Consider the following 12,410-nt stretch of genomic DNA (forward strand, 5'->3'; position numbering starts at 1 on the left):
GCTCTATCATCCGGCATCTTATCCGCCCATCGAGAGGCGTGCAGCCCCAGCGGCTTTTCGCGCGCAGGAAGCCTGGATCAAAAGATGGCAGTCATCTCCCCCGCGTTTCGCAAGAAATTCCCTCTCCTGGTAACCGGTGGCCTGCTGGCGATGCAGCCAGTCGCCGCGCAATACGTGGTTGCCGCCGAACAGTTCGATTGCCAGGCCTCGGCCAGCGGCGGCTGGGCCTGCGCACCGCGCCAGTCCAATGCCTCGCTGCCACCGCGTCCGCAACCGCAGGCCGCTGCCGCCAGCAGCGCCAAGCCGGCGAGCCGCACGACGGGCGCCGACGAGGCCGTCGGCAGCCGTGGCAACGCCGCCGTCGCCGGCATCCAGGCCCGCCCGCTGGCCCTCGAGGGCACCGACCACAGCCGTCTGGACTGGGTACCGCGCGAGCAGCTCAGCGCCGCCCAACTGGCCGAAGTGGCGCCGTACTGTGCCGGCACCTACGTCGAGCCCAACCGGCCGGGCATGGACGACGACACGCCGCTCAACCAGGCGCCGCTGTACCTTTCCGCCGACGCCTCGCGCTACGAGCAACAGCAGCAGGTCGCGACCCTCGCCGGCGACGTGGTGATGCGCCAGGGCCGCCTGCAGGTGGAGGCCGACGAGGCCAACCTGCGCCAGCTGGAGAACAAGGGCGAGCTGATCGGTAACGTGCGCATGCGCGACCGGGGCGCGCTGGTACTCGGCGACCGTGCCGAACTGCAACTGGACAACGGCGAGGCGCAGATCGACAACGCCGAGTACGTCATCCACCAGGCTCGTGTGCACGGCAGCGCGCGCTACGCCAAGCGCGAGGCCGACGCGGTGATCCGTCTCAAGGACGGTACCTACACCCGTTGCGAGCCGGGCGAGAACACCTGGGAACTGCGCGGCAACAACGTCACGCTCGACCCCAACACCGGTTTCGGCAGCGCCACCAACGTGACCCTGCGGGTGAAGGACGTCCCGGTGTTCTATACGCCGTACCTGTACTTCCCCATCGACGATCGTCGCCAGTCCGGCTTCCTCATGCCGACCATCGGCAGCGACAGCGACTCGGGCCTGAGCGTCACCACGCCCTACTACTTCAACCTGGCGCCGAACTTCGACGCCACCCTGTATCCCAACTACATGAGCAAGCGTGGCCTGCTCATGGAAGGCGAGCTGCGCTACCTGACGCGCTCCAGCGAAGGGAAGGTCGGTGGCGCCTACCTCAAGGACTCCGAGGGCGAGCGCAAGAACCAGTCCGAGTACCAGGACCAGCGCTGGATGTACCACTGGCAGCACCGCACCGGGCTCGACTCGCGGCTGCTCGCCGAGGTCGACTACACCGATATCAGCGACCCGTACTACTTCCAGGACCTGAACACCAACCTGGGTATCAGTACCGATGACTTCGTCGACCAGCGCGGCGCCCTGACCTGGCGCGGCGACAGCTACACCGCGCGGCTGAATGCGCATGCTTACGAGCGCGCCACGGTCACCGACATCACTCCGTACGACCGCCTGCCGCAGCTCACCCTCGACGGCAAGCTGCCGTTCCAGCCGGGCGGCCTGCAGCTGAGCTACCAGAGTGAACTGGTGCGCTTCGAGCGCAGCCTGAAGAACGGCGACTTCACCAACCGCGACGGCGTTGCCGAAGAGTGGTACGACAATCGCCTGCAGGGGCTGAATCGCGCCGAGGGCACCCGCCTGCACCTCGAGCCGGCGGTCAGCCTGCCGCTGGAATGGCGCTCCGGCTTCCTCAAGCCGACGCTCAAGTACGCCTACACCCAGTACGATCTGGACCTGGACTCCCAGGGCCTGGCGACTCTCCAGCCCGGTCAGGATTATCACGACAACCAGAACCGCGGCGTGCCGATCTACAGCCTCGACAGCGGCCTGTACTTCGACCGCGAGACCAGCCTGTTCGGCACCTCCCGGCAGACCCTGGAGCCGCGCGCGTTCTACCTCTACGTGCCGGAAGAAGACCAGGACGACATCCCGGTCTTCGACACCAGCGAACGCATGTTCACCTACGACTCGCTGTGGCAGGACAACCGCTTCTCCGGCTCCGACCGCATCGGCGACGCCAACCAGCTGTCGCTGGGCGTCACCAGCCGCTGGCTCGACGCCGACGGCTTCGAGCGCCAGCGCGCCAGCATCGGCCAGGCCTACTACCTCGAGGATCGCAAGGTGCAGATGCCCGGCATCGACTACCGCGATCGCGACGATGCGCAATCCTCGGTGTCGCCCATTGCGATGGCCTACCAGTTCCGCTTCAACCGCGACTGGCGCCTGACCTCCACCTTCAACTGGGACCCGGACCAGCACGTCACCCGCTCGGGCAGCGCGATGTTCCACTACCAGCCGGAAGACGAGCCGCGCAAGATCGTCAACCTGGGCTACCGCTATCGCAACGACGCGGTGCGCTTCGACCGTGCCACCGGTACCTGGAAGACCGGCAGCGACTATGGCTCGGAGACCCTTGCGGACGGTTCCGCAAACCCGAACTACATCAAGGACTACTACAAGATCAGCCAGCACGACCTCTCCACCATCTGGCCCCTGGGTCCGCAGTGGAGCCTGATCAGCCGCTGGCAGTACGACTACAACCGCAACCGTACTCTGGAAGCCTTCGGTGGCTTCGAGTACGACAGCTGCTGCTGGAAACTGCGCGTGGTCAACCGCTACTGGATCGACTACGACGAGCGCAGCCTGAACCCCGATCGCAACGATCAGCCCGACCGCGGCATCTTCTTGCAGATCGTCCTCAAAGGGTTGGGCGGCGTGACCGGCAACAACGTCGAGTCCTTCCTCACCCAAGGCATCGAAGGTTATAGCGAACGTGAAGAAAAAGCTTTCTGACAAGTTGCGCCCCCTGCTGTTGGGCGCACTCCTGCTGGGCGCCGGCGCCCAGGCGCAAGTCCAGCCGCTGGACCGCATCGTCGCCATCGTCGACAACGACGTGATCATGAAGAGCCAGCTCGACCAGCGCGTCACCGAGGTCGAGCAGAACATCGCCCGTCAGGGCGCCGAGCAGCCGCCGCACGACCAGCTCGAGCGTCAGGTGCTCGACCGCCTGGTGCTGGAGAATCTCCAGTTGCAGATGGGCCAGCGCGCCGGCATCCGCATTGGCGACGATGAGCTCAACGACGCCATGCAGACCATCGCCCAGCGCAACGGCATGAGCCTCGAGCAATTCCGCTCCGCGGTGGCCAAGGACGGACTCTCCTTCGAGCAGGCCCGCGAGCAGGTACGTCGCGAGATGATCCTCAGCCGTGTGCGCCAGGCGCGTGTCGCCGAGCGCATCCAGGTCACCGATCAGGAGGTGCAGAACTTCCTCGCCTCGGACCTGGGCAAGCTGCAGTTGTCCGAAGAGTACAACCTGGCCAACATCATCGTTCCGCTCCCCGATGGCGCCACCTCCGAAGCCATCGAGGCTGCCGAGCGTCAGGCCAATGAGATCTACCAGCAGTTGCAGAACGGCGCCGACTTCGCCCGTACGGCAATCGCCCGCTCCGCGGGCGACAACGCCCTCGAAGGCGGCGCACTCGGCTGGCGCAAGGCCGCCCAGTTGCCGCCCCCGTTCGACGCCATGGTCGGTTCCATGAACGACGGCGACATCACCCAGCCGATCCGTACCCCCTCCGGCTTCATCATCCTCAAGGTGCTGGGCAAGCGTGGCGGACAGAACCAGATGGTCGACGAAGTACATGTCCGCCATATCCTGCTCAAGCCCAGCGAGATCCGCAGCGAAGCCGAGACCGAACGCCTGGCCGAGCGCCTCTACCAGCGCATCAAGAACGGGGAAAACTTCGCCGACCTCGCACGCAGCTTCTCGGAAGATCCGGGCTCGGCGCTCAACGGTGGCGACCTGGGCTGGGTTTCCCCGGACGTCCTGGTCCCCGAATTCCGTCGCGTGATGAACGAGACCCCGGTCAACGAGCTGTCCAAGCCGTTCAAGAGCCCCTTCGGCTGGCACGTTCTGGAAGTGCTTGGCCGTCGCGCCAGCGACAACACCCAGCAAGCGCGCGAACAGCAGGCACGCAACCTGCTGCGTAACCGCAAGTACGACGAAGAGCTGCAGAACTGGCTGCGCCAGATTCGCGATGAGGCCTACGTCGAAATCAAGCTCTGATCTCGAACGCGTTACCCGAGAATCCGCTGCCGGGCAACCGCAGCGGATTTTTTTTGCCCGGGCCTGCGGATGTTCCGTTCACGGCCTCGGAGAAAATCCAGGCGAAAAAAAACCCCGAACTTCGTATGGGGAGGGGAAGTTCGGGGTCCAACTCCGGACCGCTAGGGCGAGGCCCGGATATCTGCCAACACTAAACACAACAAGGAGCATTTGAACGGCTTCACCCATTCAGCAGCTCAGACTCCCACAAACGGGCAAAAGTTCACTGCACCACGAAGTTTTTAGTGCGCCTCATCCCAGTTGCCGCCCACACCGGCTTCAACCCGCAGCGGTACCGACAGCTCGGCCGCGTCGCTCATCAGTTTCACGACCTGCCCGCGCACCTCGTCCAGCGCGGCCTCGCGCACCTCCAGCACCAGTTCGTCGTGTACCTGGAGAATCACGCGGGCATCCACGCCGGAGGATTGCAACCATTCGTCGACCGCGACCATGGCGCGCTTCATGATGTCCGCCGCGGTACCCTGCATCGGCGCATTGATCGCCGTGCGCTCAGCCGCCTTGCGCATCGCCGCGTTCTTCGAGGCGATCTCCGGCAGGTACAGGCGCCGGCCGAAGAGCGTCTCGACGAAGCCCTGCTCGGCCGCCTGGGCGCGGGTGCGCTCCATGTAGTCGAGCACCCCGGGATAGCGCTGGAAGTAACGGTCGATGTAGGCCTGCGCCTCCTTGCGATCGACGCCGATCTGCTTGGCGAGGCCAAAGGCGCTCATGCCGTAGATCAGTCCGAAGTTGATCGCCTTGGCGCTGCGGCGCTGCTCGGAAGTCACCGCGTCCAGCCCCACGCCCATCACCTCGGCGGCGGTGGCACGGTGGATGTCCAGGTCGTTCTGGAAGGCGTGCAGCAGGCCGGCGTCCTGGGCCAGGTGGGCCATGATGCGCAGCTCGATCTGCGAGTAGTCCGCCGCCAGCAGGCGGTAGCCCTCGGGGGCGACGAAGGCCTGGCGAATGCGCCGCCCTTCGGCAGTACGGATCGGGATGTTCTGCAGGTTCGGATCGGACGAGGACAACCGCCCGGTGGCAGTCACCGCCTGGTGGTAGCTGGTGTGGATGCGCCCGGTGCGCGGGTTGATCTGCTGCGGCAGCTTGTCGGTGTAGGTGCCCTTGAGCTTGCTCAGGCTGCGGTGCTGCATGATCACCTTGGGCAGCGGGTAGTCCTGCTCGGCCAGCTCGGCGAGCACACCCTCGGCGGTGGATGGCTGGCCGCCGGCGGTCTTCGACAGCACCGGGCAACCGAGCTTCTCGTAGAGGATCGCGCCCAGTTGCTTGGGCGAGCCCAGGTTGAATTCTTCGCCGGCGATGTCGAAGGCCTCGCGCTCCAGGCGCTCGAGCTTCTCCGCCAGTTCCAGGCTCTGCTCGCCGAGGCGCTTGGCATCGACCAGCGCACCGTTGCGCTCGATGCGCGCCAGCACCGGCACCAGTGGCATCTCGATCTCGCGCAGCACCTTGGCCAACGACGGGATCGTCTCCAGCTTCTGCCACAGCTTCTGGTGCAGGCGCAGGGTGACGTCGGCATCCTCGGCGGCGTAGGGGCCTGCCTGCTCGATGGCGATCTGATCGAAGGTCAGCTGCTTGGCGCCCTTGCCGGCGATCTCCTCGAAGCGGATGGTGCCGCGGCCCAGATACTTCAGCGCCAGGCTGTCCATGTCGTGGCGGGTGGCAGTGGCGTCGAGCACGTAGGATTCGAGCATGGTGTCGAAGGCCAGCCCGCGCAGCTCGATGCCGTAGCGCATCAGCACGTTCATGTCGTACTTGCCGTGCTGGCAGATCTTCGCCCGCGCGGCATCCTCCAGCAGCGGCTTGAGCGCCGCCAGCACCGCGTCGAGGTCGAGCTGCGTCGGCGCGCCCATGTAGCTGTGTGCCAGCGGCACGTAGGCGGCCTGGCCCTCCTCCACGGCGAAGGACACGCCGACCAGGTCGGCGCGCTGGGCGTCGATGCTGGTGGTCTCGGTGTCGAAGGCGAAGGCGCTGGCGCCGCGCAGACGCTCCAGCCAGGTGTCGAACTGCGCCTGTTCGAGCACCACCTCGTACTCGGCTTCGGCCTGGATCGACGGCTCGCCAGCCGCTTCCTCACCGCTCTCGGCCGCCTTGGCCTCGCGCAGCAGGTCGTCCAGCCAGTTCTTGAACTCCAGCTCGCGGTACAGCGCGATCAACGCCTCGCGGTGCGGCTCACCGGGCATCAGGTCGGTCACCTCCACATCCAGCGTCACATCCGTCTTGATGGTCGCCAGGGTGTAGGAGAGAAACGCCGCATCGCGATGCTCCTCGAGCTTGGCGCCGAGACTCTTGGCGCCGCGGATCGGCAGGCCGGCGACCTGGTCGAGGTTGGCGTAGAGGCCTTCCAGGCCGCCCTCGATACCGTTGAGCAGACCGCAGGCCGTCTTCTCGCCGACCCCCGGCACTCCGGGGATGTTGTCGACCTTGTCGCCCATCAGCGCGAGGAAGTCGATGATCAATTCCGGACCGACGCCGAACTTGTTCTTCACGCCCTCGATGTCGTAGACGCTGCCGGTCATGGTGTTGACCAGGGTGACATGCGGACAGACCAGTTGCGCCATGTCCTTGTCGCCGGTGGAAATCACCACGTCACGCCCCAGCGCCGCGCACTGCCGCGCCAGGGTGCCGATGACGTCATCCGCCTCGACGCCCTCGACGCACAGCAGCGGCAGCCCGAGGGCGCGCACGCAGGCGTGCAGCGGCTCGATCTGCACGCGCAGATCGTCGGGCATGGGCGGGCGCTGGGCCTTGTACTCGGCGAACATCTCGTCGCGGAAGGTCGGGCCCTTGGCATCGAAGACCACCGCGAAGGGGCTCTGCGGGTACTGCCGGCGCAGGCTCAGAAGCATGTTCAGCACGCCCTTCACCGCGCCGGTGGGCTTGCCATTGGATGCGGTCAGCGGCGGCAGGGCGTGGAAGGCGCGGTACAGGTAGGAGGAACCGTCCACCAGGACGAGGGGGGTCTGGCTCATGCAGGGGATCAACCTTTGCGAGAGCGGTCGGCGCCAGGCTGGAGCAAGGTCGCCCACGAGCCTGTGAGGAAACCGCGCCGAAGCCTAGAATGGCCGCACCACATGAATGAATGGGCACAGATTATCATGGCCGGGCCTCGCGGCCGTGTACCGGCCACCGCGCCCCTTCACGTTTTTATGCCTTACAACGGGACAATCGATGTCGGTCTTCACCCCTCTCGCCTTCGACGAACTCGAAGCCTTCCTCGCCGACTACGACCTGGGTCGCCTGCGCGGCTTCCAGGGCATCGCCGCCGGTAGCGAGAACAGCAATTTCTTCGTCAGCCTGGAGTCGGGCGAATACGTACTGACGCTGGTCGAGCGCGGCCCCGTGCAGGACCTGCCATTCTTCGTGGAACTGCTCGAAGTGCTGCACCAGGCGCGACTTCCGGTGCCCTACGCCATCCCCGGACGCGACGGCCACGCCTTGCGGCGTCTCAAGGAGCGCCCCGCACTGCTGCAGCCACGCCTCGCCGGCAACCACCTGCGCGAGCCCAATCCCCACCACTGCCGTGAGGTCGGTGACTTCCAGGGCCGCCTGCACCTGGCCACGTGCGGCGCCCGGATGCTCGAACGACGCAGCGACCGAGGCATCGACTGGATGCTCTCCCAGGCGCCCGCGCAACTCGCCGGCCTCGCCGAGGCCGACCGGCAGATGCTCGAAGCCGTGCTCGCCGAGGTCGGCACGCAACAGCAGGCGATCCAGGCCCTGCCGCGGGCCAACCTGCATGCGGACCTGTTCAAGGACAACGCGCTGTTCGAAGGCGCGCACCTGGCCGGGGTCATCGACTTCTACAACGCCTGCTCCGGGCCGATGCTCTACGACCTGGCCATCGCGGTGAACGACTGGTGCTCCGACGCCAGCGGACGCCTCGATACGCAACGGGCCGAATCCTTGCTCGCCGCCTACGCCGCACAACGCCACTTCAGCGTCGCCGAAGTCGAACTCTGGCCGTTGATGCTGCGCCTCGCCTGCCTGCGCTTCTGGCTGTCTCGGGCGATTGCCGCCGAGGCCTTCGCCGGCCAGGAGGTGCTGATCCATGATCCGGGCGAATTTCTCCAGCGCCTGCGCCATCGGCAGCAGGTGGCTATCCCACTGCCGATGGCGCTCTGAGCGCCCGTCTCAACCGCACTTGGAGTGGCCGCAGTTGAGGCAGGTGGCGCAGCCGTCCATCTGGATCACCGCCTGGGTGCTGCACTTGCTGCATAGCTGCGCCCCGGGCGGAAAACCGTCACCGGGCTCGGCGGTGCTGGCGCCCTGGCTGGCCTCGTAAGCGGCGCGCTTCTCCGCCAGGTAGCGCTTCTGCGCCTCATCCAGGCCCTGCCCCTCCATCAGGCCAATGGCGATGAGATGGCGCTCCAGCACCGCACCGATCTCCGCGACGATCGAGGGCATGTAGACCCCGCCCTTCTTCAGGTAGCCGCCGCGCGGGTCGAACACCGCCTTGAGCTCTTCGACCAGGAAGGTGCAGTCGCCGCCCTTGCGGAACACCGCGGACATGATCCGGGTAAGCGCGACGATCCACTGGAAGTGATCCATGTTCTTCGAGTTGATGAAGATCTCGAAGGGTCGGCGCTGCTCGTGGGGCGTGCCGGCGTTGAGCAGTACGTCATTGACCGTCACGTAGAGCGCATGCTCGAACAACGGCGACTTGATCTTGTAGGTGGAGCCGATCAGTACCTCGGGGCGCTCCAGCGCCTCGTTCATCTGTACCGGCTTGCTACCGCCCTCCTCGGCGCTGGATTCGCTGGCCGTGTGCTCGACACTGGGGTCGACCACCCGGAAACTCTTGATGCGTTGCTCGATCTTCACGGGCATCTCGGAAATCCTCAGTACTTGCCGTAGTAGCCCTCCTTGAGGGCATCGAACAGGTTGGCCGCGGTATTCACCTCACCGTCGTACTCCACTTCCTCGTTGCCGCGCAGCTCGAGGACGCGACCGTCCTCCAGCTCGAAGCGATAGAGGGTGTTGGCGAGATCGCTGTCCTTGACCAGCACGCCCTGGAACGCCGCCGGGTTGAAGCGGAAGGTGGTGCAGCCCTTCAGGCCCTGCTGCCAGGCGTACAGGTAGATATCCTTGAACTGCTCGAAGGGGTAGTCGGTGGGCACGTTGGCGGTCTTCGAGATCGACGAGTCGACCCACTTCTGCGCCGCCGCCTGGATGTCCACGTGCTGGGTCGGCGTCACCTCATCCGCCGCGACGAAATAGTCCGGCAGGCGATGCGTCGCGTCCTCGGCATCCGGCCGCGCCTGACCATCGACCCACTGGCGATAGGCGAGCAGCTCGTAGCTGAACACCTCGACCTTCTCCTTGGCCTTGCGCCCGGGGCGGATCAGGTTGCGCGAATAGTGATGCGCGAAGCTCGGCTCGATGCCATTGGAGGCGTTGTTGGCCAGGCTCAGACTGATGGTGCCGGTGGGCGCGATGGAGCTGTGGTGGGTGAAGCGGGCGCCCTCCGCGGCCAGCGCCGCGACCAGCTCTGGCGCGTGCTCGGCGATCTTCTGCAGGTAGCGCGAGTACTTCGCGTGGAGCACCCGTCCTGGCAACCTGTCGCCGACCGCCACGCCGTCGGCGGCCATTTCCGGACGCTGACGCAGCATCTCGGCGGTGACCTCGAATTCCTCGGCCAGCAGCGGCGCCGGACCTTTCTCCCGGGAGAGTTCCAGCGCCACATCCCAGCCGACCAGCGCCATCTCGCGCGCCACCTCCTCGGTGAACACGCAGGCCTCCGGGCTGCCGTAGCGCAGCTTGAGCAGGGTCAGCGCCGAACCCAGGCCGAGGAAACCCATGCCGTGGCGACGCTTGCCGAGGATCTCCGCGCGCTGCTGTTCCAGCGGCAGACCGTTGATCTCCACCACGTTGTCGAGCATGCGCGTGAACACCCGCACCACCCGGCGGAAGCGCTCCCAGTCGAAGCGCGCCTCGGCGCCGAAGGGATCGAGCACGAAGCCGGTCAGGTTCACCGAACCGAGCAGGCAGGAGCCGTAGGGCGGCAGCGGTTGCTCGCCGCAGTTGTGGGCGTGCAGGCCATTTGCGTCGAAGCGATTGATGCCGGGGATCTGCACATCGTAGACGTCCTCGCAGCCGTCCTCGCTGAGCGACTCGACACAGGCGACGAAGCGGCTGCGGTTGAGCTTGCGCCGATAACCCGCCAGCGCTCGCGCCAGCTTCGCCGCCTTGTCACTGTCGGCAAAGCCGATCAGCGCTGCATAGTCCGCCAGGCCCTCGCCGCTGATGACCAGTTCGTACTGCGCCTGGGTCGGGTAATCGCGCGCCCCACCGCGGCCATCCGGTAGCAGCGCGCTGCCGGCCACCCGGCGCGCGTAGATCGTCGAAAGAATCCCCAGCCGTCCGAGTATCCGCTGCATGGCCTGCAGACACACCCGGTCGGATTGCGCCAGGCGCACGGAGACACCCTTGGCCTGGCTACCCTGGACGCTTCCGTCTGCGTCGAAAAAGCCGCGCAGGAAGCCCCGGCATGCCTCGCTGGAGGCCTTCTCCAGCGCCGGCGTGATCGCCTTGGCGCCCGGCGCCAGGCCCAGCTCGAAGGCTAGATCACGCAGCGCTACGGATTTCAGCCGCCATTCGCCACGCCCGGGCACCACCATCCAGCCGGCGAAGTCGCTGCGGCGGTTACCAGGCAGCGACTCGATGCAGCGCAGCGCCTCCGCCATCAGCGCCTGGGCGGCAGCTCCGCAGGAGGCCGGCGCATTCGCCTGAGCCGCCGCGCGCCACACACTGAGCACCGCGCAGTCGCTTTTCAGGGTGCCGTCACCCAGTAGCAGGCCGAGCAAATAGCCCTGCTCCGCCGACAGCGTGCCCGGCCAGTGCGGGGTCTGCCGATGATCGTTGAGCAGCAGCCGATCGCCGGGTTGCAACTGGCCCGCCGCGCACCATTCGCTTTCCAGGCTCCAGCGAGTCTGTCGCACGACACGGCGCACGCGATGGTCGGCAGTCAGGCGCAATTGCTGACCCTCGCGCAGCGCCAGACGCAGCACCGGTTTGCGCGCGGTGAGGAAGAAGCCTTCAGCCGTACTGGCATGCTCGCTGCCGTCGACACGGGCGACGAAGGGGCGGCCGATCAGCTCGCCGACCTGGCGTGGTCCTTCGCGGGTGTGGACCCAGGTGTCGGCGGTGACGCACGGGTTGGTCGCGCGGATGCGTTCGCACCACCAGTTGTTGTTCAGCTCGTTGACCCGGTCGATGAGGATGAAGCCCGGCTCGGCGAAGTCGTAGGTGGAGGCCATGATCATGTCCCACAGGTGCCGGGCCCGCACGCGCCCGTAGACCCGACAGGCGACCAGGCCGTCCTCGCGCACCCGGTACTCCTCATGAATCGGCCATTCGCGCCAGAGCACCGTGTCGCTGTCGTCGAGGTCCACCTCGGGGAGCTCCTTGGCGTGCAGCGGGAAGATCAGCGGCCAGTCGCCGTCCTCGCGTACCGCCTGCATGAAGCCATCGGTGATCAGCAGGCTGAGGTTGAACTGGCGCAGGCGACCGTCCTCGCGCTTGGCGCGGATGAATTCGCGCACGTCCGGATGGGCTACGTCGAAGGTGCCCATCTGCGCACCACGCCGGCCACCGGCGGAACTGACGGTGAAGCACATCTTGTCGAACACGTCCATGAACGACAGCGGCCCACTGGTGTGCGCACCGGCGCCGGAGACGAAGGAGCCGCGTGGGCGCAGGGTGGAGAACTCGTAGCCGATGCCGCAGCCGGCCTTGAGGGTCAGCCCGGCCTCGTGGACCTTGCCGAGGATGTCGTCCATCGAGTCGCGGATGTTGCCCGAGACCGTGCAATTGATGGTCGAGGTCGCCGGCTTGTGCGCCTGGGCGCCGGCATTGGAGATGATCCGCCCGGCAGGAATCGCGCCGTTGCGCAGGGCCCAGAGGAATTCCGCGTACCAGTGCTCGCGGCGCGGAGCCTCCTCGACCTCGGCCAGCGCCCGCGCCACCCGTTGCCAAGTGGCGTCCACGCTGGCGTCCAGGGGCACGCCATTGCGGTCGCTGAGCCGGTACTTCTGCGCCCAGATATCCTCGGAGGCCGGTTGCAGGGGAATCTCGACCCGTGCCGCCCGCTCGTCCAGGGTGCCGCCTTGATCCGCCTTGTCCATCTCGCGCCTCCTGTCCTGGTGGAAATGAGACCCTAGGCAGTATGGACAAAGACCGAGTGATGCAAATCAACGGCGCGGACAATCGGTTC

General features: G+C 66.4%; 6 protein-coding genes. 3 read left to right on the forward strand and 3 right to left on the reverse strand.

Translation table 11 applies throughout. The annotated features are described in order from the left end of the window. Window positions 1-84: 84 nt before the first annotated feature. Together ACYRGX_RS01010 and ACYRGX_RS01015 are read left to right on the forward strand one after the other, a co-directional pair. Window positions 85-2,871, forward strand: a complete 2,787-nt coding sequence (locus ACYRGX_RS01010; RefSeq protein ID WP_473054760.1) for an LPS-assembly protein LptD — start codon at window positions 85-87, stop codon at window positions 2,869-2,871. Next, window positions 2,852-4,144: a peptidylprolyl isomerase gene (locus ACYRGX_RS01015; protein WP_473054761.1), complete on the forward strand. Its 1,293-nt coding sequence runs from the start codon at window positions 2,852-2,854 to the stop codon at window positions 4,142-4,144. Before ACYRGX_RS01010 ends, ACYRGX_RS01015 begins: the two co-directional genes overlap by 20 nt. 281 nt (window positions 4,145-4,425) lie before the next feature. Here ACYRGX_RS01015 and polA read toward each other — a convergent pair whose 3' ends face one another. Further along, window positions 4,426-7,167: a DNA polymerase I gene (polA, locus tag ACYRGX_RS01020; RefSeq protein ID WP_473054762.1), complete on the reverse strand. Its 2,742-nt coding sequence runs from the start codon at window positions 7,165-7,167 to the stop codon at window positions 4,426-4,428. A gap of 199 nt (window positions 7,168-7,366) precedes the next feature. Here polA and ACYRGX_RS01025 point away from each other — a divergent pair, with 199 nt between their 5' ends. Then, window positions 7,367-8,320, forward strand: coding sequence for a homoserine kinase (locus ACYRGX_RS01025; RefSeq protein WP_473054763.1), 954 nt, complete (start codon window positions 7,367-7,369; stop codon window positions 8,318-8,320). A gap of 9 nt (window positions 8,321-8,329) precedes the next feature. Here ACYRGX_RS01025 and ACYRGX_RS01030 read toward each other — a convergent pair whose 3' ends face one another. Then, complete coding sequence (locus ACYRGX_RS01030; RefSeq protein ID WP_473054764.1) at window positions 8,330-9,025, reverse strand: TSCPD domain-containing protein; 696 nt, start codon at window positions 9,023-9,025, stop codon at window positions 8,330-8,332. Between the two features lie 11 nt (window positions 9,026-9,036). Beyond that, window positions 9,037-12,321 (reverse strand): LAGLIDADG family homing endonuclease, encoded by a 3,285-nt coding sequence (locus ACYRGX_RS01035; RefSeq protein WP_473054765.1) that lies wholly within the window; start codon window positions 12,319-12,321, stop codon window positions 9,037-9,039. Between the last annotated feature and the right edge of the window lie 89 nt (window positions 12,322-12,410).

Source organism: Pseudomonas sp. R4-15, assembly GCF_055768815.1.

Coding starts and splice junctions, on each gene's coding strand:
- ACYRGX_RS01010 (WP_473054760.1), top strand. CDS start 85: ATGGCAGTCATCTCCCCCGCGTTTCGCAAGAAATTCCCTCTCCTGGTA.
- polA (WP_473054762.1), bottom strand. CDS start 7,167: ATGAGCCAGACCCCCCTCGTCCTGGTGGACGGTTCCTCCTACCTGTAC.
- ACYRGX_RS01025 (WP_473054763.1), top strand. CDS start 7,367: ATGTCGGTCTTCACCCCTCTCGCCTTCGACGAACTCGAAGCCTTCCTC.
- ACYRGX_RS01030 (WP_473054764.1), bottom strand. CDS start 9,025: ATGCCCGTGAAGATCGAGCAACGCATCAAGAGTTTCCGGGTGGTCGAC.
- ACYRGX_RS01035 (WP_473054765.1), bottom strand. CDS start 12,321: ATGGACAAGGCGGATCAAGGCGGCACCCTGGACGAGCGGGCGGCACGG.